The organism is Veillonella parvula, assembly GCF_042850485.1.
In the GTDB taxonomy this organism is placed as follows: Bacteria; Bacillota; Negativicutes; order Veillonellales; family Veillonellaceae; genus Veillonella; species Veillonella parvula_Q.
Genome location: NZ_AP031417.1, coordinates 826079 through 851713, shown reverse-complemented (window position 1 = coordinate 851713; position 25635 = coordinate 826079). Strand labels below are relative to the sequence as shown.

26 protein-coding genes and 1 pseudogene are annotated in these 25635 nt (G+C 34.8%); 2 read left to right on the top strand and 25 right to left on the bottom strand.

Going from position 1 to position 25635, the window contains the following annotated elements:
- Window positions 1–259: 259 nt before the first annotated feature.
- The 5 genes and pseudogenes from ACGHIY_RS03710 to ACGHIY_RS03690 form a co-directional block, all read right to left on the bottom strand.
- The gene (locus ACGHIY_RS03710; protein ID WP_390525720.1) at window positions 260–1606 is read right to left on the bottom strand and encodes a M18 family aminopeptidase; all 1347 of its coding nucleotides are present in this window, start codon (window positions 1604–1606) and stop codon (window positions 260–262) included.
- Window positions 1607–1840: 234 nt separating this feature from the next.
- Window positions 1841–3241: pseudogene (locus ACGHIY_RS03705) on the bottom strand (anion permease).
- Between the two features lie 137 nt (window positions 3242–3378).
- Entirely contained in the window at window positions 3379–4212 is an 834-nt protein-coding gene (locus ACGHIY_RS03700; RefSeq protein WP_060924709.1) for an Mrp/NBP35 family ATP-binding protein, read from the bottom strand.
- A 123-nt stretch (window positions 4213–4335) separates the two neighbouring features.
- A complete protein-coding gene (locus ACGHIY_RS03695) occupies window positions 4336–5529 on the bottom strand; it encodes a PLP-dependent aminotransferase family protein (RefSeq protein ID WP_390525719.1) in 1194 nt (397 codons plus the stop codon).
- 57 nt (window positions 5530–5586) lie between these two features.
- Window positions 5587–6324, bottom strand: coding sequence for a TVP38/TMEM64 family protein (locus ACGHIY_RS03690; protein WP_316582008.1), 738 nt, complete (start codon window positions 6322–6324; stop codon window positions 5587–5589).
- A 225-nt stretch (window positions 6325–6549) separates the two neighbouring features.
- Between ACGHIY_RS03690 and ACGHIY_RS03685 the strand changes: the two genes are divergently transcribed.
- Window positions 6550–6942, top strand: coding sequence for a thioesterase family protein (locus ACGHIY_RS03685; RefSeq protein ID WP_005386914.1), 393 nt, complete (start codon window positions 6550–6552; stop codon window positions 6940–6942).
- A 156-nt stretch (window positions 6943–7098) separates the two neighbouring features.
- On the opposite strand, the gene ACGHIY_RS03680 is transcribed toward ACGHIY_RS03685, so the two are convergent.
- Window positions 7099–8121 carry a branched-chain amino acid aminotransferase gene (locus ACGHIY_RS03680; RefSeq protein WP_316582007.1) on the bottom strand — a complete coding sequence of 341 codons (1023 nt, stop codon included), beginning with the start codon at window positions 8119–8121 and terminating at the stop codon, window positions 7099–7101.
- Between the two features lie 149 nt (window positions 8122–8270).
- Complete coding sequence (locus ACGHIY_RS03675; protein WP_390525718.1) at window positions 8271–9494, bottom strand: hypothetical protein; 1224 nt, start codon at window positions 9492–9494, stop codon at window positions 8271–8273.
- A gap of 158 nt (window positions 9495–9652) precedes the next feature.
- Between ACGHIY_RS03675 and ACGHIY_RS03670 the strand changes: the two genes are divergently transcribed.
- Window positions 9653–10318, top strand: coding sequence for a fumarylacetoacetate hydrolase family protein (locus tag ACGHIY_RS03670; protein WP_390525717.1), 666 nt, complete (start codon window positions 9653–9655; stop codon window positions 10316–10318).
- A gap of 215 nt (window positions 10319–10533) precedes the next feature.
- On the opposite strand, the gene ACGHIY_RS03665 is transcribed toward ACGHIY_RS03670, so the two are convergent.
- The 18 genes from ACGHIY_RS03665 to ACGHIY_RS03580 all read right to left on the bottom strand — a co-directional run bounded on the left by ACGHIY_RS03665 (window position 10534) and on the right by ACGHIY_RS03580 (window position 25543).
- Window positions 10534–11031: a methylated-DNA--[protein]-cysteine S-methyltransferase gene (locus ACGHIY_RS03665; RefSeq protein ID WP_390525716.1), complete on the bottom strand. Its 498-nt coding sequence runs from the start codon at window positions 11029–11031 to the stop codon at window positions 10534–10536.
- A 102-nt stretch (window positions 11032–11133) separates the two neighbouring features.
- Window positions 11134–11913, bottom strand: coding sequence for a protein-ADP-ribose hydrolase (locus tag ACGHIY_RS03660; protein WP_390525715.1), 780 nt, complete (start codon window positions 11911–11913; stop codon window positions 11134–11136).
- Between the two features lie 121 nt (window positions 11914–12034).
- A complete protein-coding gene (locus ACGHIY_RS03655) occupies window positions 12035–12802 on the bottom strand; it encodes a putative quinol monooxygenase (RefSeq protein WP_390525714.1) in 768 nt (255 codons plus the stop codon).
- A 33-nt stretch (window positions 12803–12835) separates the two neighbouring features.
- Window positions 12836–13321 (bottom strand): prolyl-tRNA synthetase associated domain-containing protein, encoded by a 486-nt coding sequence (locus tag ACGHIY_RS03650; RefSeq protein ID WP_390525713.1) that lies wholly within the window; start codon window positions 13319–13321, stop codon window positions 12836–12838.
- A 76-nt stretch (window positions 13322–13397) separates the two neighbouring features.
- The gene (locus ACGHIY_RS03645) at window positions 13398–14414 is read right to left on the bottom strand and encodes a DMP19 family protein (protein WP_390525712.1); all 1017 of its coding nucleotides are present in this window, start codon (window positions 14412–14414) and stop codon (window positions 13398–13400) included.
- A 138-nt stretch (window positions 14415–14552) separates the two neighbouring features.
- Window positions 14553–15131 carry a hypothetical protein gene (locus ACGHIY_RS03640; RefSeq protein WP_227283051.1) on the bottom strand — a complete coding sequence of 193 codons (579 nt, stop codon included), beginning with the start codon at window positions 15129–15131 and terminating at the stop codon, window positions 14553–14555.
- Window positions 15132–15249: 118 nt separating this feature from the next.
- Window positions 15250–15615 carry a hypothetical protein gene (locus ACGHIY_RS03635; protein WP_195186011.1) on the bottom strand — a complete coding sequence of 122 codons (366 nt, stop codon included), beginning with the start codon at window positions 15613–15615 and terminating at the stop codon, window positions 15250–15252.
- A gap of 178 nt (window positions 15616–15793) precedes the next feature.
- Complete coding sequence (locus tag ACGHIY_RS03630; RefSeq protein ID WP_295198886.1) at window positions 15794–17320, bottom strand: SMI1/KNR4 family protein; 1527 nt, start codon at window positions 17318–17320, stop codon at window positions 15794–15796.
- 30 nt (window positions 17321–17350) lie between these two features.
- Window positions 17351–17821: a glycosyl transferase family 4 gene (locus ACGHIY_RS03625; RefSeq protein WP_390525711.1), complete on the bottom strand. Its 471-nt coding sequence runs from the start codon at window positions 17819–17821 to the stop codon at window positions 17351–17353.
- A 20-nt stretch (window positions 17822–17841) separates the two neighbouring features.
- Window positions 17842–18240: a bacteriocin gene (locus tag ACGHIY_RS03620; RefSeq protein ID WP_273297879.1), complete on the bottom strand. Its 399-nt coding sequence runs from the start codon at window positions 18238–18240 to the stop codon at window positions 17842–17844.
- A gap of 28 nt (window positions 18241–18268) precedes the next feature.
- Window positions 18269–19330 (bottom strand): ankyrin repeat domain-containing protein, encoded by a 1062-nt coding sequence (locus ACGHIY_RS03615; protein WP_005386941.1) that lies wholly within the window; start codon window positions 19328–19330, stop codon window positions 18269–18271.
- A 113-nt stretch (window positions 19331–19443) separates the two neighbouring features.
- Window positions 19444–20091, bottom strand: coding sequence for a DUF4304 domain-containing protein (locus ACGHIY_RS03610; RefSeq protein ID WP_390525710.1), 648 nt, complete (start codon window positions 20089–20091; stop codon window positions 19444–19446).
- A 108-nt stretch (window positions 20092–20199) separates the two neighbouring features.
- Window positions 20200–20568, bottom strand: coding sequence for a BdrN protein (locus ACGHIY_RS03605; RefSeq protein ID WP_227283058.1), 369 nt, complete (start codon window positions 20566–20568; stop codon window positions 20200–20202).
- Window positions 20569–20761: 193 nt separating this feature from the next.
- Window positions 20762–21181, bottom strand: coding sequence for a hypothetical protein (locus ACGHIY_RS03600; RefSeq protein ID WP_227283059.1), 420 nt, complete (start codon window positions 21179–21181; stop codon window positions 20762–20764).
- 232 nt (window positions 21182–21413) lie between these two features.
- Window positions 21414–22892 carry an Lsa family ABC-F type ribosomal protection protein gene (locus ACGHIY_RS03595; RefSeq protein WP_024066715.1) on the bottom strand — a complete coding sequence of 493 codons (1479 nt, stop codon included), beginning with the start codon at window positions 22890–22892 and terminating at the stop codon, window positions 21414–21416.
- 28 nt (window positions 22893–22920) lie between these two features.
- Window positions 22921–23235, bottom strand: coding sequence for a TfoX/Sxy family protein (locus ACGHIY_RS03590; protein ID WP_024066714.1), 315 nt, complete (start codon window positions 23233–23235; stop codon window positions 22921–22923).
- Window positions 23236–23384: 149 nt separating this feature from the next.
- The gene (gene rlmD / locus ACGHIY_RS03585) at window positions 23385–24875 is read right to left on the bottom strand and encodes a 23S rRNA (uracil(1939)-C(5))-methyltransferase RlmD (protein ID WP_024066713.1); all 1491 of its coding nucleotides are present in this window, start codon (window positions 24873–24875) and stop codon (window positions 23385–23387) included.
- The gene (locus tag ACGHIY_RS03580) at window positions 24875–25543 is read right to left on the bottom strand and encodes a TerC family protein (RefSeq protein ID WP_155086946.1); all 669 of its coding nucleotides are present in this window, start codon (window positions 25541–25543) and stop codon (window positions 24875–24877) included. The genes rlmD and ACGHIY_RS03580 overlap by 1 nt, the downstream gene beginning before the upstream one ends.
- Window positions 25544–25635: the final 92 nt, after the last annotated feature.

The following is a 25635-nucleotide window of genomic DNA, read 5'->3' as shown; positions in this document are numbered from 1 at the left end:
ATGTGAACTATCAGCTTTCAATTTTATTAATATATGAATATTTCCTATACTTATAGTCAAAATAATATATTTGGATAGCTCATCATTTTTTATGATGAGTATTATATTCATAATTATATATAACTATTATACAATATTTTCCACATATTTAAAGGATTATATTAATTACGAAATCATAAAATACATTATTTGCTGTACATGACAAAAACTCATATGTCTTTTATCGATGTACATCGAACTAATTCTATATTCTACGTTATTAATCACCTAAGAAATGATTCATTAATCGATTGAGTTGTTCTTGATCATTTGCACCCATTAATTCCCGTGCAGAATGCATCGCTAATAATGGTAAGCCCACATCCATTGTTCTCATCGGTAACATAGCAGATGAAATAGACCCAACTGTAGATCCACCAGGTATATCAGAACGATTTACATAAATTTGGTAATTCACCTTAGATTCGTCACACAAGCCTTTAACGATTGCAATGGCCCGTGCATCGCCAGCATAGGATTGACTACATGCTATTTTAAGAGCCACCCCTTTATTAAGTGTAGGAATATTAGTGATATCATTTTTTTCAGGATAGTTTGGATGTAAACCATGTGCTACATCAGAGGAAATCATAAATCCTTTTGAAATGAAACTATCCATCTCTTGATTAGAATATCCTAATGCATCATATACTCGTTTAATAAGGTTTGGTAAAAGCATACCTGCTCCGCCCTGTTTAGTACGACTCCCTACTTCTTCATTATCAAAAAGAATAGCACAACGTACACCATCAGCATTAGACTTACGAGCCTGAATAATCCCTGATAGTACACCAAAGCAAGATGTTAAATTATCTAGACGAGGCGCACTTATAAAATCACCTTCAGTCCCTAATACACAGCCTTGTTCTGTTGGGTATAATGTCATTTCATAAGACAAAATTTCAGATGGATCACAGTTTACTTCATCAGCCAAGAACGTAGTCCACTCATCGTATTGAATATTAGACTCTGGGAATAGGCTTGGATTTTTGAGATCATTTAAAGATTTACTAGAATTCTCCTTTTCCTTACGATCCATCATTAATATAGGAAGCATTTCCTTTTGGCGATTCAATTTAACACCATCATTAACGGAACGGTTCATATGTATAGCTAAGTTTGGAACGATTGCAATAGGACGTTTTGTATCAACTAATACAGAGTCTACATCAAAGGCATTCTCCCCTTTTAATACCACAGTACCAGCAGCCCCTAAAGGACGATCAAGCCATGTATTTTCAATGAGGCCACCATACATTTCCACATTTAACTTGGTATAACCTTTTACTGATGTAATAGGATTTGGTTTAACCCGAATTGCAGGAAAGTCCGTATGCGCTGAAGCAATACGTAATGTGTGTTCTGGTTTCTTTCCTATATGGAAGGCAAACAAAGTAGTACCAAACACATTAACTACATAAGAACCAGAGTCTAATTGCCACTCATCATCTAAATTAAGTTCTGTGAAACCTGAATCCAATAACATTTGTAAACTTGTATCTACTGTATGATACGGAGATGTACAAGCACCAATATATTTCAATAACTGTTCATTATCAAATCTCATAGATTCCTCCTATGTAAAATAATGATGCTATTCGTATATTCACCATGAATAGTTCATTTACGTATAATATTACAACATATACATTAATAATATATTAACTACTCTTATTTTATCACAAAAAAGCCGCCCCAAAGGGGACGGCTTTTCGTATATTTTGTAACCACACTATAATCAAACTATGACATATATAGTTTTTAATGTATTACAAGTATATAAAATTCTGGATATCTTGTCTTACCACATACCGATTGCTTTCATCCATACGGAACCAAGGCCCATAAAGATAATTAAGTTGATTACGGATGCGAAGAAACCTAGTTTTCACCATGTATTTTGAGGAACATAACCAGTATTGAAGATTACAGGAGATGGACCTGCAGCATAGTGAGTCAAAGACATACACAAGTTAGATGTGAATGCAATCATCAACAATGTCAACATTGGTGGTGCACCTGCAGAGATAGCAATTGCAGAAAATGCTACGAACATTGCAGAAATATGTGCAGTTAAAGATGCGAATACATAGTGGGAATATGTATTAATAAGTACAGCTATAACGAAGGCAATAATCCAAGATCCTTCTGGAATATAACCGCCTACAAGTACTGTTGCCCATTTAATGAAGCCCAATTTGGACAAGAAACCGGCAAAGCCCATTAATGTACCCATCCAAACTAATGTATCCCAAGCACCTTTTTCACTTTTAACATCGTCCCATACAAGAACACTTGTAGCAAGCAAAATAGAAATACCTAAGAATGCAACAGTTGTAGCATCAAGTTTTGTAAATTGAGATGTAGCCCACAATACTAAAGCTAAAACGAATACGCCTAGCATAACCCATTCTTGGAAAGACATTTTACCAAGGCCTCTTAATTCTTCACGAATCATTTGTTGCGCTTCGCGAGCATCTCTAATTTCAGGTGGATATACTTTGTAAATGAAGTACGGCATAATAAGCAATGCAACGATACCAGGCACGATGGCAGCCATAGCCCAATCACCCCAAGTAATGCCAATACCAAAAGATTGAAGTGCTAAAGCAGCAACCAAGGTATTACCAGCCATGGATGTTTGGAACATAGCAGATGTAATCGTATTTACTTGGTAAATGGATTGCATCAAGAAGGAACCAATTTTACGAGGTCCATCTTGAGGTTCAGAACCGAAAGCTTTTGCCAAGCTTGTAGTAATTGGCATGATAACACCACCTACACGAGCTGTATTAGATGGAGTTGCTGGAGCCAAAATTAAATCAGATAATGCTAATGCATAAGCCAAACGTAAGGAGCTACTACCAAAAGCAGCAATCAAATTATACGCAATACGTTTCCCCAAACCAGTTTTAATAAAGCCACGAGAGAATAAGAACGCACCTACAATTAGCCAAATAGCAGAGTTAGCAAAACCAGAGATAGCTTCACCGATTTTCAAAGTACCAGTCAAAGCTGCTATAGTAATAACAACGATGGATACGCCACCAATCGGTAATGGCTGAGTAATAAAGCCTACGATAGTAGCCACAAAGATGGCGAATAAATGCCAAGATTGAGGTGTTAAACCCTCTGGCGTCGGAATAAACCATAGGCCTATACCAAAGACCGCTGGAATAATCCAGTTTAATAGTTTTTTCATACACATACCTCCTACATAGGAAAAACTAAAATATATTTATATCCTCTTATCATAAATATAATATATTTCAAGATAAAAAGATGTGAAAAAAAGCTGTGCATCCCGAGGTATGCACAGCTTTCATTATCATATAAATCCTATTCAGGTAGAGATACGTTCTCTAAATTTGTTTTCTCAATAGCTTCAATGTCACCTTTATCGCAAAGATTTGCAATAGTTGGATCAATTGGCAAACGATTCAACAATAATAGACCGTATTTTTGAAGGATTTCTTCAATGTGGCTTTCACCAAAGATTTGGTAATCCTTACCGTTATCTGGGCAATGGAAGTAAGAGTAGTTTTCCACTACACCAATAATAGGCACTTGCATTAAATCAGCCATTTTAACTGCTTTTTCAACAATCATGGATACCAAGTCTTGAGGAGATGTAACAATGATGATACCATCCAATTTCAAGGATTGGTAAACTGTAATCGCTACGTCACCTGTTCCTGGTGGCATATCAACGAATAAATAATCGATGTCTTTCCAAATAACATCACTATAGAATTGTTTTACAACATTGCCTAAAATAGGACCACGCCATAAAACAGGATCTGTATCGTTTTCCAAAAGGAGATTAACAGACATAACGTCAATACCACCTTTGGATTTTACCGGATACATACCAATTTCGTCAGCATATGCTTTTTCCTTGATGCCGAATATTTTAGGAATGGAAGGACCGGTAATATCCGCATCGAGGATACCTACTTTGTAACCTTTACGCGCCATAGTAATGGCCATCAAGCTTGTAACGGAGGATTTACCTACGCCACCTTTACCAGATACTACGCCGATTACATGTTTAACAGAACTAAGCTCGTGTAATGGAGCTGTAAAATCTTGAGGTTGTTGAGGAGCGCCGCCACCGCAACCAGAAGATTGAGATGGGCATCCGCCACAATCACTGCTGCTACCGCAACCCATAGTAAACACCTACTTTCTTTGAGGAACTACCTCACATCTATATGTAAAACTTTTTTTCTATATGGTAGATACAATGTATCTACTGTTACATTGTATCATGTCATATCAAACTTTATCAATATATTACTCACCACAGAATTCTTTAGTTAAAGCTCCAAGAATTTCCATGCCCTTTGTAATTTCTTCTACTGTTGGTACAGTATAGCTCAAACGGAATGCATGTCCTTCCCCTGCTCCATCAGCCGCAAAGGCGCCACACTTAATAATCCCTATATTTCTGTCCATACATGCTTCGAAGAATTCATCACAATTTACATCGTCGGGCATCGTCATCCATGCGAACATACCACCAGTAGGCTGTGTTAACTTAACCTTAGAGCTTGCATACTTGTTAAAAGCATTTAACAAGGCATCACATTTTGTTTTATAAACTTTACGTACATTTTCTAAATGTGCATCGTAATCGATTGAATCCAATACGTTAGCTACAACCTTTTGTGTAACTAGTGGCATTTGTCCTGCTGTATTATTTTTTAATGCTTGAATAGCTTCTATTACCTTCGCTGGGCCAAATAGGAAACCTACGCGCAAACCTGCAGACAAAGTCTTCGAATATGAACCTGCATAGAGAACACGATTTTCTGTATCAAAGGATTTAAATGTTGGAATATACTCACCAGCAAAGCGAATCTCACCGTATGGATCATCTTCATAGATAAACAAATCATATTTAGAGGCAATAGCGTAAATTTCTTTACGGCGTTCCAACGGCATCGTAATACCTGTTGGATTTTGGAAGTTAGGAATGAGATAAATATATTTACCTTTACCAGATTGAGCAGCTTTTTCTAATTCACTAGGAATCATGCCATACTCATCAGTCTGAATACCTAATGCTTTACCACCCATATTGCGTACAGAATTGATAGCACTAGTAAAAGTAAATTCATCCATGTATACTTCATCGCCAGGTTCCAATACGGTAATTGGTACAAGGCCTAATAGCTGCCCAGCACCATTGGAGATTATAAGACCTTGTCCTTCTGGATTCATCTTATGTGTTTTTACAAGACGCTCTAATGTCAATTCTGCTAAACGTGCATCCCCTTGCATTGGTCCATATTGTAAAAGACTCATGGGATTAGAGTGAACCACTTCATCAAAAGCCTTTTCAATAACCTCAACAGGAATGGCTTCTGGTGCAGGATTGCCAATACCAAAGCTAATAAAACCTTCTACCCCTACACCACGTTCAAATACTTCACGAATAAAATTAGGACCTTTTAAGGTCACCCGTTCAGGAAGAGAAAAGCTCATACTATCGCCTCTTTCATATATACTAAATTGAATAACATTATAATTAATTAGAGATTGTTAAGCATTAGGATCGTGCTCTTGTTCAGTATTTTTCTTATTGATGTAGTTCTTATATACTTTCCAAAGAATGAAGTATACAATACCTGCAACAACTACGATGATTCCTAATCGCCCCATATTCTCTTGGAAATTTACGATATCTGTACCGATAGCTACTTCAAGAGCTGTAGATGGGAATTTCCCGATTAAATTCGCTAAGATATAGTCTCTCGGTTTGATTTTACTAATGGCACCAAGTGCTGTGATAACACCAGATGGAAAGTATGGTAAGGATCTGGCAAATAACATGACCACAAAACCATTTTTACCGGAAAAATCATCTACTTTCATCAATACTGTACTTTTAGCAATAAGCTTATCCGCCGTATCACGCAAGAAGTAACGCATAATGTAAAAGCTAATAACTACGCCAATTGTTTCTGCAAGCCAAGAAATAATGATGCCTGGCCACATACCAAACACTAAACCGTTTGCGGTAGAGATAAATATGGACGGTAAGAAACCAACAGCATTAACAAAAATATCGAGAAGCATACTAACGACCATAGCCATAGGACCAAAGCCTTGAATATACTCTGCTATCTCATCCATAGATCCACTCGTCGCTAAATGCCACATGGTAGGATAGAATGTAGGATCTACTATATTGATGGCAATTAATAGAATGACAAAACCAATGCCTGCTATTAACTGTACCCAACCTTCACCAGAAGGCTTTAATTTTTTTGTACTCATATATACCTCGTTTTATAAAAAACTAGTTCTATTATATCACGGATTCTATAGAACTGTTATATGTAAGAACTTAAACATTCTATTTATCTAATTACTACCAGTTAAAAATAATTACTTTTAACTGGTAGTATCTATAAAATATGTATAATAGCATTAGCATAAAAATTATCGAAAGATGTATAATACTATTATAACGAGAATATTCTTAATGAAAGAAGGTATATTATGGTATCAGCAGGTCAAACAGCTACGGCGACTGTAACAGTTACAGAATCTAATATTGCTAAAACAATGAAATCCGGTTCTTTAGAGGTCTTTGCCACACCAGCTATGTGTGCATTAATGGAAGAAGCAGCACAAGCAGCAGTACAACCATATTTAGAAGATGGCGAAGGCACTGTAGGTATCGCTCTATCCATTACTCACGAGGCGCCTACTCCACTTGGTGCAACAGTAACTGCTAAAGCTACAGTTAGTGCTGTAGAAGGACGTAAAATAACCTTTGATATTGAAGCATCTGACGGCGTTGGTATCATTGGTCGAGGAACTCATGAACGATTTGTTATTAATAACGAAAAATTCATGGCTAAAGTTACAAGTCGTGCAAAATCTAACTAATAACTAGTTTTACTAATAGTCTATAACTAATTGTACAATAGCCTAAGTGCGAATTTAACATAACAAAATAATACAAAATGGCATCTATCCAACGATAGATGCCATTTCTATTTACGTGTTAAATTATATAATCTACTAGATTAATCTATTAAAAGATTAGCAAATTTTAACTACCCAGCCTTCAGGAGCTTCAATTTCACCATGTTGAATGCCAAGTAATGTGTCATATAATTTTTTAGTGATAGGCCCCATATCATCCATACCAGCTGGTACATTAATAGTACCTTCTGGAGTATCGATTTGACCTACTGGAGAAATAACAGCTGCTGTACCACAAAGACCAATTTCAGCAAAGTCTTTTAATTCATCTTTATGAACAGGGCGATTTTCTACAGTCATACCAAGGTAGTGTTCTGCTACATACATCAAAGAACGACGTGTAATGGATGGCAAAATACTATCGGATTTAGGTGTAACTAATTGACCATCTTTAGTGATGAAGATAAAGTTCGCACCACCAGTTTCTTCTACATATGTACGAGTAGCCGCATCAAGGTACATGTTTTCTGCATAACCTTTTTCATGTGCATCAGTAATAGCATACAAACTCATAGCATAATTCAAACCAGCTTTAATATGGCCAGTACCATGAGGAGCTGCACGATCAAAATCAGTGATACGAATTTTGATTGGTTTAGCGCCACCTTTGAAGTAAGGGCCTACTGGTGTAGTAAATACACGGAATTGATATTCATCCGCAGGTTTTACACCGATAACGGAGTTTGTACCCATCATGTATGGACGAATATAAAGACTTGCACCATGACCATAAGGAGGAACAAAGTCTTTGTTTGCTTTTACAACTTCTTTTACAGCTTCAAGGAAACGACCTTCAGGTAATGTAGGCATTACAAGGCGTTCACAAGATTGATTCAAACGAACTGCATTCAAATCTGGACGGAAGCATACGATGTGACCATCTTTAGTGTAGTATGCTTTCAAACCTTCAAAGACAGTTTGAGCGTATTGGAATACACCAGCACATTCATTAAGAACAACGTTAGCATCAGTAATTAATCCGCCTTCATCCCATTTACCATCTTTATATGTAGTTAAATAACGGTAGTCGGTTTCTACATAACCAAAACCGAGATTATCCCAATCGATATTCTTGCTCATAACAATAACCTCCATGCTTATTAATATACTTATAATCTTAACACTATGAGCAAGTTATTTCAACATATTCTATAGAGAACAGAACTTAGACATGTAATAAGTTAAGTATACGTAAGTACAAAATATAGAATACCACTTATTTTGATGCCTTATAAATCATATGGATCATCATATCTATAACGATTGGTATCATAAATAATCTCTATGTCTTTATCTATAATAAATTTAGTTCGTTTCAAATCATAAGGTACGTCATAACGCGTATGATATGAAATAGATTCTACACGACCAGTACGAACCGCATTATCGGATCCAAACGGAACTTTTACAATATCCCCTTCATTTATATCATTTCTATCAGTACGATAATAAAATTCCTGGTTTATCTTAAAAATATATACTGAACAATACGTATAAATCCTTTTATCAGATATATGATTTGATTGTAAAAACTCTTGTAAAGATTTATCTCTTGTATGAGCATGTATAAAATTAATTAGATTTTTATACCAAGTGGGCACATACTGATCTGTTAGATTCCCTATAAACAATGTATCCTCTTTATGCACCCATTTAATACGTACTGTTACTATACCACCACGAGCAGGGTCTCTATCAAGGTCATGGCTTTCACTAAGACTAAAGGAATCTAGACTATATAGCGTTTCGCCAATGTGAAAGTCAATATCTTGCTTCAATTGATGAATCATTTGATTATCTACATACTCGCTATGACTATGGCTAGAGTGACCAAATTGCTTACTATTACAATCAATGGAAATAGACGGCTCATTCCAATTAAAATTCAATGTATTTACGTCACCATATTCTTGGTACATATTTTTTTGCACTTCAATATGAATCTCTTGAATTCTATCTTTTTCTCGATTTCCATCAAATAAAAGTAATGTAGACATACCTAGAATTTGTCTGTATAGTATAGACATGGCCCTCAGGGTATTATCAAAAGGAAATTCATATATAAATTCCTGATCCTCAGTGTTGATGAGCTGCACTTGGACAGCACACTCATCCTCATCATATAGGTCAATATCATCGGAAAATCTACGCCCCATAAGCTCTAATAGATATTGTTTTTTAGATTCGTCAATTGAGTACTCCTTAGTAGTTAAGGATTCTATTTTCCCCTCTACAGGTTTCGAAATATGCCCCCATTTAATGCCATAGGCAACACTAATGGCTTCCTTGATAGAAATATGTTGTATCTCTTCAATATAGTAATCTTTACGATTTAATTTCACTTCCTTTGGAACGCCATCTGGTAAATCACCATACCAGCTACCCGTACTTATAATGTCACAAGATGCTACGGTACCTATAAATTTATCTGTCACATTTCTATGCATATACATAGGGACTCCTCCTTTTATTACTTTGTTTAAGTATAATAAACAGGATGTGACAAAAATGCCTCTATATAATTATTTCGTCAAAAATATTCTTTACATACCGATTTATATTATAATTAACTTACAATATATGTATCTTATCTCTTAAGGAGGTATCTCTCATGAAAGAATCTACTAACCGTACCCTAATTACTAATCCCAAAAACATTATCTGTATCGGTTTAAACTATGCAGACCATATAGAGGAAACTAGTCTTGCTACACATGATTTTCCAGAAATCTTTATGAAAACATCTAATGCATTAGCGTCACATCAAGATATAGTTCCCATTCAAGATAAAAAACTTCATTATGATTACGAAGGAGAACTAGTTATCGTCATTGGTAAGGCTGGTAAAAATATATCTCGTGAACAGGCCAGAGACCATATATTAGGCTATACCATTGGAAATGATGTTTCAGCTCGTAGCTTGCAGTTTAGAGGATCCCAATGGATTCTAGGTAAATCCTTAGACAACTTTGCCCCTATTGGTCCTACTATTGTTGCGCCTAATGATTTTGACTTTGAAAGTGCCACTATTACGACAACAGTCAATGGTGAAATACGTCAACAAGCAAAACTAGAACAAATGATTTTTAAACCTTATGACATTATTGCCTTTTTATCATCCTATATGACACTCCAGGAAGGTGACATCATATTTACAGGTACACCTAGTGGTGTAGTATTAGGTAAAAATGAAAGCAAATACTCTTGGTTAAAACCAGGGGATACAGTTACTGTTTCCATAAGCGGTATCGGAACCTTAGAAAATAAATTTATTTAACATAGGTACTTTATTAAAGTATTATATTTGTTCCTATTATATTTGTCCGTATTCTGATTATTACGATATCTATTTACATAATCATATCTAGTTACATTACAACTAAATATAAATAAATAAAAAAGAGATTACCTATATGTATATATGACTATACATAGAAGTAATCTCTTTTATTATTATCTATATTTTATATTTACTATTACTTTATTTATACCTCATTTATGCTTCGCCTCTAGGTCTAGCATATATTGTTTTCGTTCAATGCCCCCTGCATACCCCGTCAATTTACCATTGCTGCCGATAACACGATGGCATGGAATAATAATAGAAATAGGATTATGACCTACCGCACCTCCTACTGCTTGGGCAGACATCCTATATTTTCCTTGCTGTTTTGCAATCTCTTTACCTATATCTCCATATGTTGTAGTTTTACCATAAGGTATAGTTTGTAATATAGACCATACAGACTTACGGAACTCTGTCCCCTCTAACTGAATCGGTGGTGTAATAAAAGGCTTTTTACCATTAAAGTATTGATCTAGCCACATAATAGTTACTTCAAATGGACCTGTTAGTTGCTCTATATACTCCGCATCATCATAACTTGGTGCATAATCTTCATCGATAAAAAACAAATCTGTTAAGTATGATAATGTACCAAGCATAATCATAGTTCCTAATGGGCTTTCATAGGTGTATTTATAATTCATAGTACATTAACTCCTTCTAAAACTAACCAATCATACATACCATTTTGTATGTCATTATTAAATGATACAGTATTTTTATGAATTTCAAAAGGAGTATATTATTTATCCCAATAATTCGTTGTAGATGTCATAATCTATATCCTTAAATACATTAAATACCACTTGTATTTTACTATTTGTTTCTTTTAAATATGTTCGTACCGTATCTATGGCAATCTGTGCTGCTTCTTCATTAGGGAATCTAAATTCACCAGTAGAAATACAACAGAATGCAATGGAGCGTAAGTTATAAGCATTAGCTAACTTTAAACAGGATTGATAGCAAGAAGCTAATTCAATTCTTTCCTTATCTGTTACACTTTCATAAATAATAGGACCTACCGTATGAAGTACATGCTTTGCGGGCAAATTATACCCATAGGTCATACGAGCCACACCCGTTTTTTCAGGCATCTCCATATACTCAGTCATTCTAGCACATTCCATGCGAAGCTCTATACCAGCAAAGGTATGGATTTCATTATCGATACACTTATGATTTGGAGCAAAACATCCGAGCAATTTATTATTGGCTGCATTTACAATAGCGTCTACAGATAATCGAGTAATATCTCCTTGCCACAAATAAATCTGAGGCTCTCGCTCTTCCATATCATTAATGGTTACGATTCCCTTTTCATGGGCCAATATATTTAAATATTCAGACTCTATCTTCATCCATTCAAGAGGCATTCCACCAGCAGGACGAATATTACATAAAGATCTAAAGAGAGTAAATTGCTCTTCTTCAATCACAGGGATCTCTATATGTTCGTTATGCTTCTCTTTGTATTCTGCTACTAAGCCTTCAACCAAATAGCGTAACCGTTCTTGCTGTGTCATATGTAACTCCTTTTTGTATAGACTATACGTTCACCTAATATATAACAAAAAACTGCTAGCACATTTTTATATGCTAGCAGTAACTTTACTGTGATTATATTATACTATATTATATTCAGTTTTAAGGTCTTACAAATGCTTGACCCCCATGGTTGACGAGGACATCCCCATCTAAAACCTTTGTGGTAACATTTTGTAGGCTACCTTGGATTTGGCTCATCATGAAACGATAGCCTGGACTATTTACATGTTTAGTGAGAGCTGCTTGATCGCTATAGATTTGAATAACATACCAATGATTTTTTGCATTTCTTTCGCGAAGCACATAACCGGCCTTATAACCCTCATCATCACGTACGGCCCGTTCAATATCGAGTTGGTATTGACGTTGTACTGTATCGATATCATTGCTATTAACAGTAAACTCTGTCAAAGTCACTACTGCTTTACCATCATTGACAATAGATAAAGGATCTTTCTTCTCAAACAATAGTACAGACTGTAAGTCATACATTTTACGATTTGTTAATTTAGAACCTACTTCATTAACAAAGGCTTGATAATGATCGGATTTGCGATGTGTTTCAATGGCCGCCAAATCTTTATAAATCTCTACTACATAAGACTCAGATGGATTGCCTTTTACATGCGCTACATTCATAGATAATGTATTAGGTTCTTTCTCCATAGATGCTGTTAGATTAGCTACACCTACATTATTATATATACCTTGTAACTCTGCTGGAACTTCGAATCGATACATATTAACACTAGGTGCTGTATCTACAGATTGATCTCGTTCCATAACAAGTGCCGCAAAGGATGTACTAACACCTAATATAGCAATAGCAGATGTAATTATCATACGTTTTAATAATGTTCTATTCATAGACGTTCTTAAATGCTCCTAAGTACTTCAAGATTACAATGTAATATATTCTACTATTGTACCATGTTCTTCAATAAGTTTAACTAAGTCTTTTCCCTGTAGCCATACGGTAGCATCATTTTGATTTGGATGTATACCGATTAGATTATCTTTATAATCCGCATCAATATAGTAATGAACTTTCCGTGCTTCATCGTGAAGTAAACAGAATGGAGATACGTGACCTGGTTTAATCTTCAAAATATCCCATAGCTCTTCTTCGGAACCAAAGGAAATCTTTTTAAGCTTATGATCCTTACGGAACTGTTTTAGATCCACACGCTTAGATCCACGAACGGTAATCAAATAATAATGTTCCCGTTTATGGTCTCGAATGAATAAATTCTTTGCATCCCACTCAGGATATGGCAACTCTACATTAGGCTTATCATCCATACTAAATAACGGTGCGTGATCCGTAATTTCGAAATCGATATGATGGTCACGTAGGCAATCATATACGCCTTGTTTATCTAACATGTAATACCTCTAATATAATTTGGTGAAAGTAAACATCATAGTAAAAGTAACTATACATGTTAATTATACACCAATCTTATTCTGAGACTGTATAGGTCCCATCAAATACAAATAATTCAGGATGTTCATGTACAAATACATCTTCAAATATGCCTTCATATTCATAGACTACATCGTCTTTTCCATCTAGAAAATCAAATACCTCATCGTCCCATTCTTTTAAAATGGTCCATCGTTCTTCTCTATTAAATGGAACAGAACCGCCAAAGTAATCGATTACGGATTGTAAATTATCTGCTAGTATATCCATCTTGAAGAGGCGTAAGCCCGTAAGAGCATCTTCCCATACAATACCTGTAGAGTTATAGAAGAACTGATGATGCCCACCATTATTAACCTCAGCGAAATACCAGCATATAGCGTTAAGATATCTCTGCTCTACGGTGAAGCCTTTTGCAGATTCTAAATAGTTATCATAGGAAACATAAATATTGATAGTCCAATAGGCAGGCTCATTTATTGTCCACATATCATCTGTAGCTAAAATTTCTTCTACAGTAATTGTTCGTTGACGAGGTACACCTTCTCTTTTCTTCTTTTTCTCTGCTATATACTTGCTATAGTTTAAGCATAAATCAGGATAGTCAACTTCACATTTTTCAAAATCCATTTGTAAACGGCACATATCCATAACTTCAAAGCAGTATTCCTTTATATCATTGCGACCTTCTTTAGTAGCTAATTGTACACCATTATCTACTAAAGCTAACATCTGTTGCATGTTCTCTGATGTATAAGCCTCATGATTAGTAGAAGCAATAGAGCCATGGGAGTAAGCACAGCGATAATACCACGCTGCATCTCTATATTCTGTATCGATGGTCTTAAATACTTTAATAGCTTCTTCTGGTTTATCGTTATTGTTATAGGCTCTACCAAGCTCGCCTAATAAAGGTACAGATAAGTTATCGATACCAACCTCCGTCAATACATCGATAATAATTTCCGCTTGACCGATATCATTAAGATCTTTAATAGTTTGTAACTGTTCAGCATCAGACAAAGATAAAAATTGCTCAACACTCATAGACATACAATACACTTCCCCTCATATCATTAATATGTATATGAACTCATCTTATCATAATAATAACAAACAACACAAAATAATAATCACAAAACAATAACTGACTAATTTTAAAATAATAGTTTATAACAAAACAGCTATTTACTAGCTACCAAGCCATACGACAAATACAGGAGTACCTTCATCATCATCAGAAACATCGTCGGCATCGTCAGCATCGAATTCATGGTCATCATAGGCTAGATTTTCAAAGAATACATGATCACCGAGTTCTTTATTGGCCATTAAGTTATGTAGCTTGAAAAGAAGCTCTTCAGTAGTAAAGTACTGGCCATTATCTGCTTTTAGGCGAGCATAGATTTCAACTTGCCACATACCATCTTCTTTATCGTATTCTTCTAATTCATCGTCTTCGTACAAGTATTCATTAGAGTGAAGCTGACTTTTACTTTCAATCCATGCTTCATAGCTTACAAGAATTTCAGGCTCTACTAATGGCGGTAAATTATCACGATTAACATTATGCTCTTCTAAGCATTCATAAAACGCCTTAAGAAACTCTTCTCTAGTATAAGTAGTTTTATTGAAAACCCAAGGAATTCCCTTAAACTCATGATAGTAACCTTCATATATTTTATTACCATCTTTATCAGTACCGAGATATTCAATCTGCTCAGTATTCTCATCCTTGTTAAACAGTTTTTTTATGGCATCAAAAATCATAGGATAATCCTCCTTGTCATCCTTTGAACTAATAGAGGTTAATAGTACTCTACTACTTCACAACACCAAACTAACTATGTATCTAAAGTAGCTGTTTTGCCATTTTTATGGCAATATATCAGCCATCAATAGCAAAGTAATTTAAATCTTCAAACTCATCGTCCCAAAATTCAAAGCAAAATATATGCGTATAATCAAAGGTTTGTTCACAATAGGTTACAGTACCTAGCTCTGGATCAATTTGAGGGATACCGATCCGTTCTTTCACATCATCTATAGTAATAGATTCATCATACATTTCTCGAATGTCTTCAAGCATAAAAGCAGCAATCTTATCAATATTTTTATGGTAATTTTTGGCAAGAACTTTTACAGTATCTAAATAATCACCTGATGGTTTCTCATCCCAACAGAATTCTAAACCTTCATAAAGAAGTCTATAATCACAATATCTCTCATTATATACGAGTTCATTTTCACTCATAGGCATCCTCTCTCTCATCACAATGCTTTGATTTCAAAATTACTAAAATACTTTCTCAATATTTTACACGAAGACTATATAAAATAACGTAGCCCAAAGCACAGAAGTATATACTTTCTAAGTATATAGTAAAAGCCCCTCGCATAAGCGAAGGGCTAATCTATTATATATCTATTAGTTAGCTACCACAGCATGTATAGAATACAGGTATACCATCTTCGTTATCTATAAGCCCGTAACCTTCACATTCATGGCCTTCGTATTCAATACCTTCAAAGAATACGTGATCACCTAGTTCTTTATTAGCCATTAGATTATGCAATTTAAAGAGCAACTCTTCTCTTGTAAAATATTTACCATTATCAGCTACAAGATGAGCCATGATTTCTACTTGCCACATACCATCTTCTTTATCCTCTTCAAATAGTTCTTCATCGGTTACACGTTCATTATCAAAAAGTTGGTCTGTACTTTCAATCCAAGCTTCATAGGTTACTAGAATTTCCGGTTCTTCTAATCTATCGTCGTCTGCTTCATCATCTACATATTTCTCTACTTCTTTATTGTATTCTTTAGAAAACTCTTCTCTGCTATATGTTTGCTTATTAAATACCCAATGTACTACATCATATGTAGGATACTCATCTTCTTCGCATTCATTAATATCTCCAGTAACTTTACCTTCCGTAGTAACTTTATCTTCTATAGTATCTTTGCTATTTTTCTTATCAAAGACATTCTTAATAGTTTCATATACCAAAGGATAATCCACCTTGTACTCTTTTGGCTTAATTTTAAATAGGTGATATTTTACCACTTCACAGCACCAGACAAGCTGTTTATCTAAATGGGCTTCTTTCGTCATTTTTATGCCTGTTTCTATTAATTGTAATGCCTTCTGTACATGTTCAGATTCATAGCTTTTACCATACCCTAGCATCCCATGAGCATAGCCACAACGATAATACCAAGACCAATCGCGATGTGCCTCATCGATACGTTCAAATAAATCAATAGCCTCTGCTGCGCGGCCAGTATTGTTATACATACGTCCTAAGGCGCTTAACAATGTAGGCGACAAATTATCAATGCCTATATTAGTTAATAACTCCATCGCACGCTTGAAATCGATACCCTCTTGTTCATTAAGGAGCTTAACCTTTTCCACATCACTTAATTCTTGAAACTCTTCATCCGTAATGTCTTCTATACTGAAATATAAGTTCTTAATAAAGTCACCAAAGTTATCTGCTAACAGAGTAATTGAGTAATCACATTCTTGGTCTACACGAACTACCTTAGGTTCACCGATTGGACCGCACTCACGATAATCGAGGAAAATCATGTCGTGTCCGCCGGAAATTGTATCGGCTACAACGATACCGATAGGGGGATATTTTACTTTTGAAATCCAAAATTCATTACCCATCTCACCTAAAAGAGAGTATTTTTTATCTCTATCGATGCCATATATTCCTGTTATATATACACAATCGTCATCATCGTTAATAAAACAATTCTTATTTACTACACCACCATTATGGTTTTTAAGTAGCTCTATATATGCTGTAGGCAATATATAGCCTAGTTCAGCTTCAGCATTCTTAATATCCTCATCGGTAACATCTCTACCTATATAGGACTCAAATGCATAATCGGTGTCTTTCCAAAATCCAGTCCAATTAAAATCTTTTAGATTACTCATAATACTCTCTCCTAGCCAAATAGATATAATCTAACCACATTTTATGTCATCAATAGAATATTTTTTTATTAAAGCTTTCACCTCACGCCGTATCAAAATAGTATCTATAATATAGGAAAAAATGATATAAGGACATACATTTATAATCCCGATAGGGGCCAATATAAGGGCTGCCCACAATAAATTCAGTGAATACGCATACCACTTAAAATCAATGGTATTTAAAAATGGTATAACATAGTCAATAACTCTTAGTTCCCATTGCATTAGCGGATTTAATTCTTCACTTGTTCCTAATAGCCAAACGAAACTTACAGCAAAGATCAATGCATATAATATGCCAACTGGAATCAATATCTTCGCTCTCTTTTTTAACAGATCACGGCAAATCTCATCTTCTTCCTCTAGTGTTACATCGTATACCATATTACATTCAATCTGAATCCGTCTAAATCGATAGCGAATATACTTATACAAAAGGTTATTCGGTGTATATAGCATAATAAGCTCCACAGTATCCTTTACAGGCTTTCTATCTCAGGTCTTAAATCTAACACGATTTCCCAATCATCTAATGATGGCACCTTATGATGAGCAATAAAATCTTCTATTATTTGTAATACCTCTTGATGGCCCAGCTCATTCTTACCATATATGATGGCGCCTCGGTCACCATCATTAGTTACACTAAGCTCTATATGTAATAAATCGGTATCTTGATCACTACAAACCTGTACAAAGTTATATAGTTTATTATCTATGGCGATTGGCTTTGATGGAGAAATAACTACAAAGTCTTGCTCTTGGTCCTCAATAGCATACAGATTTTGTTCAACTTCATTCAGTGTAATACATTCATATTTATAGGTACCTACATCAATGGACCAATCCGTATATGTTTTCTCAAATGTATCTGTCATATGTATTGCCTCTCCTTTACGATATACCCTAAAACAAGGTTTCTAATTGACCTGCCATATCGGACATAAACTCATCAAATTTACAAAGCTCTCGTAGTTCTTGATGTTCTACATCATAACAAGAAATCTTTTTAGTTTTAGGGTCCCATACAATTTGCCACTCGTTATACTCGCCCAGTTCTTTAGATAAACGCAATAGATTACGACGACCTAATTTAAATGGAATCGTATCAATAAGTGGGAAGAACTCTATAGATATAAAATCGGAGTCTGGCAATTCAAAGTAAAGTTGTTCGCCCGCTAAAAAATTCACTAATGCTTTTGGTAATTTAAATGGCTTTAACTGATCCATTTTATTTTGTATATCATGAAACTCAGCAGGCTCTAAGGATTTAAAATACTCTGCCATTTCCATATCGCCTTTTTCAATAGCAATGCTATAGGCGCGCATACCATCCTTTTCCGTGATGGTCACGTCAGCGCCATGTTCTACCAAGTATTTACACATCTTTAAATCTACATACCGTGCTGCTACGCACAATGGCGTTGGCTTAAAGGGATATACAGAATCAGGCTTATTGTAGTTAATATCTACACCATTATGAATAAAGAAATCTAGAACCTCATAATTTCTATCTGTAATGGCATTTCTGAAAGCTTTACCGCCATACTTCTGTACCGTATGGCCTAAGTCATGAATAATCTGTAAATGATTATATTTCTTGCCATATAAGGCAGCTCGAAAGGCATCTACTTTTACACGGTTCAAGGCGTGAAAATTAGCACCATGAGTCACAACATAGTCGATAATCTCTTTATTACCATACCGTACAGCTAATAAGAAACTTGGATTTTCTTCATCATTAAGATTAGCGCCATTCTCCACTAACCATTGAATACTTGGCAAGCAACACATAACAAGAGCTAATTCTAAAGGTGTATGCTCACTATACTCACCAATTTCTATAGGTATATTAATATCCCAACCATTGGCTAATGCATTTTCTAAAGCGCTAATATTTCCTGTTACAATATCTGTTACGATATGAGGCACAGATTCAAATGTACCTAAATCTTTTAACTGTATCATGTCACTCTCCCATGAACTATATATTTAAAATGATTATCACTAATTACATTATATTACATTTATAAGTATGAGTGTATAGTAAAAGCCCTTCGTATAAGCGAAGGGCTTAATTATTATTTTTCTATTTCAATTCCATGAAGATATGCAAATTTAATCATAGCAGAGCCATAAAACTCACTTTTATCTAATGAAATATTTTCTTTTGGCATGTCTTTCAACTGATTATAAAAGTCAATATACATACTTCTTAACTCAGAATTTTTGATTATTTTATTAAAATATTGTTGAGCTTTATCTTTTCCACCATAATGATAAATATAATATGGTAGATTATAATCGTTTATATCTCCCTCTATAAGTTTTTCAATATTACGTTCTGTATCTTCAAAACCTGCAAATAGCGGTATTATATATTCCTCACATAACTTGCTAACTTCATCTACAGTATATTGATAGCTAGCACCTGCTAATTGATACCAATGCCATTCCGTTCTATTTAACAAACGACCTAATTCTCCGCCATATACAAACCCGTTATGAATATTAGCTTTTTTCATAGATTTAGAATAAATGGCAATATGTGGAACAAACTCTACGCTATCTGCATAGTTATTTCTATTAGCTTGAAAGTAGATTTCAAAGATGAGGTCTTTATTCTTAGAGGTTTTCTTTAACTTCTGACCTTTACTAACTACCTTAAAATCAAGAAATTTACTTGCTATCTCCTGCCAAGCTTTTTCACATAACTCTCTAGGTTTCAAAATTGTAAAAGTCCTCCTAAATAGTACTGTATTTCTTTTAAAGATTACTTTCAATAACTATAACAGATGTATATTAAAGTATTTCCTTTTCCCAAGCAATACATGAGTTTAAAACTCTAATGCATCTTTACTAAAGTTTATAAGATCAACTTCAATATTATGAATTATTTTAATCCAATCATCTTGTTTAATCCAATTATCAAAGCATACGTCAACGCTATCTCTTTCAGTATTATCTGATGCATCTATAATAGGATATACTTGATTAAAATAAGAAACTAAAACATCAAAATCTGGACTATAAACTCGTAATGGCTTCCTATAACAATGCCAATCCTTCCAATTTGGTGAGGAATTAGAGGTATCAGTAACTTTTAGAGGATTAAAATCTAAGCGTATATGCTCACCTAACGGTGCATTAAGCCTTAACTCCATATACTCTTGTTTTTTATAATCCATTGGTTTTAGCCAGGCCATATATAGTTAACTCCATAAACTTATAATACAAGGTATTATTTTATTTCTTTATTCCTAGTGTGCAAATCCATTATATCGTGCGTTATCATGAGAGTTAATACTGGATTCCTCTACGCTCTCAATACCTATAAAATATTATATCAATCTTTCTCTTCCCTATATCTAGCATAATTTTATCGGTAAAAAAATAGGGTTATTTTTTTACATGATACACCATATCCCCGCTATTCCAAATATACATAATGACAGATACTGGAGGTTTTTCATCAATCCAAAGCCAACCTGTATATGTAGTTGTATTGGCAAAATATCCTTCCGTAATTATTTCAAATTCTGAGTCTACATACTCATTCATAAAATCACGTAAACAAATGGACTTTCCATTAAATCGACCTTCACCTAAGGTTTTGTTAAATATTAGTACCTTACATAAGTCCACATCACAGTCTTTAAAAGATATTTCACCAGAAAATGCTCTTTCTTCACCATCTACCAATTGATATAATTCGTCAACTGTTAACGTCAATGTTCTATTATGAATTCTGATTCTACTTACTTTACTACCATAAAGACTAAAAAGGATGTTACTCTTTCTATCATGTATAAAATCCATAATATTCCTCACATAATTAGAGCTAAAACTGTAATCCATGGCCAGTGCTAATGCTTACTGCGTCGCTTCGCTTCTAGAAATCAAAGCCAGCGCCTAAACGTTGATTAAGTGAACACCAAGTATATCAAGTAGTTGCGTTTGTATGTGGGAATATATCCACATACTTTTTAACGATAGCATAAGGTTATCGTTAAAAGGTATTACCTCGACAAACTGAGAGTTGTTATTTAGTTTATAATCGTATTGTTTTATTAGCTATATCTTCTACAAACCTCTTATCGTGTTCCACAAATATAAGTGTAGGTTTTGCTTCTTTTATAATTTCCTCAATCTGTATCCTTGATATTACATCTATATAATTTAATGGTTCGTCCCAAACAAATATATGAGCCGGCTTTGATAAACTTACAGCAATTAAAACTTTCTTTTTTTGTCCATCGCTATAGTTCTTCATATCCATTTCAAACAATTCTCTTGCAAAATCTAATTTCCTAAGAATTGTTTTGCACAATGTTTCATCAACACCTTGCTTATGAATATACTCATTTAGGTGGCCTGTTAAATTTGATGTATCTTGGGGAATATATGATATTTTTAAATTACTTGCTAATTTTACATCACCTACGTACTCGTGATTTAAACCTAATAAAATTTTAATTAAGGTTGATTTTCCGCTACCATTACCCCCATATATAGCCACTATATCTCCCTGCTTTATATCAAAATTTACATCGCTTAATATCTGTCTTTCTCCATAATATAATGATAAATTTCTAACCAATATTAGAGAATTTTTGTGGTGATGTAATGGATGCAATAATAGACTTTCCTTTGTTTCAATATCTTTTAGTAAATTTTGTTTTTTTTCTATTGCCTTATTTTGTCTATTCTCTAAATTCTTAGATTTTTTCATCATCTTGGCTGACTGATGACCTATATGTCCCTTATCCGGCTTTACACCTGATACTTTTACACCGTTTTTGGTATTTTCAATTTTATAAGACCAGTTTTTACTTTGTCTTGCAGCTTCTTTTAATCGTTTAATATCTTTTCTTAATTTTTCGTTTTCACTAATTTCAAATTGATCTTTCATCAATTTGTTTTCATGCCATGATGTAAAATTTCCTGATTGAACATCAATAGAGTTTCTGTTAATCGAAATAACATGATTGATACAGCCATCTAAAAAGTCTCTATCATGAGATATAAGTAAAAAACCTTTTTTATTTTTCAGATATTCACTTACAATTTTTCTCCCGTCCATATCTAAATGGTTTGTTGGTTCATCTATAAGTAAAAAACCATCTTCTCTTGTAAATAAAATAGCTAAAAGAATTTTTGTTTGTTCTCCTAAAGAAAGCGTTTCAAATCCCCTGTAAACAAGGTTCTCATCTACATTTAGCAAATTAAGTTCTCTAAATAATCTCCATTCTTCCTCATCCGATATTAGTTCTTTATATAACTCAATTCCTAATTTTGAAGTATCACTTAAATTGGGTGGGAATTTAATAAAATCAACATCCTGACTTATTTTACCTTGATAAGTTTCTTGATTTAAAAGTAACTTAAATAGAGTTGATTTACCTATTCCATTTCTTCCTATCAATCCTATTTTCCAGTTTGTATCAAATGAAAATGATACATTTTCAAATACAGGGTTTACATAACCATAATATGAGAAATTGAGGTTTTCAATTTTAATTGTAGACATAAAAATCCCCCCTTAAATTCAAATTTGATTATTTCTTTAGTTTTGGTACAGGTAAATCATCATACATTGAATTAAATAAGCCATTTAAAAATTCTTTGTTGTCAACATCATCAACCAATAGCATTTCCTTTGCTCCATCATATGGTAACTCATACTTTGCATTTGGCATATATGCTATTGCGGATTTAACAGGTTTCACTAAGAACCTATCATCATAAATTCCACCAACAATTTTTCCGCGATAATAAACAATGTATTCTCCCATCATTGATCTATATGTTATTTCTTCCAACTCTGATAGTTGTTCTAAAATAAAATCTAAATATTCTTTACTTGAAGCCATAACCTGTGCCTCCAAAAAATTTTAATTCGTCTACACTATTTTAATAATTATATTAGATCTATATGTTGGGACTTCAGTTTACAGTAGCACGCAGCCAATCATTCTTCACTTCGCTCTAATTCTTGGACATCCCTGCCCAGTGCTAATGCTCACTGCGTCACGTTATTCCTAGTAAGCAAAGCCACCGCTTCGACATGAGCGGTCATTGGGAACATGTCTACTGGTTGTACTTCTTGTAGTTCATAGCCGTAGTGTGTGAGAATTTCAATGTCTCGAGCCATGGTGGCTGGGTTACAGGATACGTAGACAATGCGTTTTGGTTCCATGCTAGCTGCAGAGGTTAGTACTTCTTCTTTACAGCCTGCTCGAATTGGATCGAATACGATGACGTCTGGTCGTACGCCAGCGTTGTAGAGTTTTGGCATTTCTACGGCCGCATCAGCGACGATGAATTCAGTATTGTCATAGCCATTATTTCGGGCATTTTCACGAGCATTGATAATGGCTGGCTCTACGATCTCAATGCCGATAACATGTTTCGCTTTATGAGCCAAAAACAGTGAAATGGTACCCGTACCACAATACGCATCGATAACGGTTTCATCACCTTTAAGGCCTGCATACTCAAGAGCTTGGTCGTAAAGTACTGTAGTTTGTTCTGGATTAACTTGGAAGAATGAATGTGGGGACAATGTAAACTGTAAGTCCTTAATATGGTCTGTAATCGTCCCATCACCATAGAGGATATTATTTTTAGGTCCTAATATAACATTAGTTCGCTTACTATTTACGTTATGAACAATAGTTTCTACTTGAGAAATTCGTTCTGTTAATTTTTCTACCCACTTTTCTCGGTGTGGTAAGTAGTCTGTAGCAGTTACAAGGATAATCATCCATCCAGATTGTCCAATGCGACCGATTACATGGCGTAGTATACCTTTGCCTGTATGTTCATCATACGGTTCAATGTCAAACTCTTTAGCGATTTGGTAACACGCTTGAGCGATGATATTATTCCCTTCATCTTGAATAGGACAGTTTGTACCTTGCACGATATCGTGAGATCCCATCGCATAGAATCCCATTTGAATATCGCCTTTAGTGCCGCCTACAGGCATTTGCATCTTATTGCGATATGCCCATGGTTCTTTAGGTCCTAATGTAGGCTTAACAAGGTCTGGATTTTGATGACCAATGCGTTCAATAACGTCCTTTACCTTTTGTGTTTTTAGTGAAAGCTGTCCTTCATAGGTAATATGTTGCAGTTGGCAGCCTCCACAGAATCCATAAAGATCACAACTTGCATCGATACGATTGGGAGCCATCGTAACAATTTCTAAGAGGCGCCCTGTAGCATAGGTTTTTTTAACCATATCAATGGCTACTTTCACAGTTTCTTCAGGTAAGGCAAAAGGCACAAAGACAGTAAAGTCATCTACACGACCTACCCCTTCACCGCTACTACCAATACCGTGAATTGTAACGAGCACTTCATCACCTACTTTAACAGGTGCATTGAGTATAGCTTGTTGCTTTTTGGATACTGTACCACTAGTGTTCTGGCCTTGATTAGAACGAGCCCCTCTTCTATTCTGTTGTTTCGATTTATGTTTACGAGATGTACGACCTGTACCGTTCATTACGCGTCTCTTTTCTTCCAAATTTTAATCATACCTGTCACAATAAGAACGAAGAATACAGTGCCGAATTTAACGAGTAATTCTTCACCTTGAATATATGGCATAAGAAGTGGATCTTCCACAATCATTTCGCCTGCAACCCAGCCAAGGAGTGCACCACCAGCCCAAAGAATAGCAGGGAATTTATTAATAATTCGAGCAAATAATGTAGAGCAAAATACGATAATTGGAACAGTAATTAACATACCTGCAATAACAAGCTCTAAATGACCTCTAGCGGCCCCTACTACACCGATGACATTATCAATACTCATCATAGCGTCAGCTACAATAATCGTCCAAATGGCACCCATTAATGAATTCTTAGCTTCGATATGTGCATCTTCATCGCCACCTTTTAATAATTGAATGGCAATCCATACAAGTACAAGTCCACCACCTAAGTGAATAAGAGGAACTAAAGTAAGCGCCTCTACTAAAAGAGTAGCAAATAGGAGACGCATTACAATGGCACCTACTGTACCCCAGATAACAGCTTTCTTTTGTAGTTCTGGAGCTAGCTTACCTGCTGCCATACCAATTACTACAGCATTATCGCCAGCTAATAAAATATCAATCAAAATTATTTTACCAATGGTTACCCACGTGGCAACTTCTAAAAATTCCATTCTGTACGTACCTCAATTCAGTCTACTAATTCAATAACTATCCCTTAACTATACCATAATTTTTCTATTTTCTCACCTAAAAAGAGAGGTAT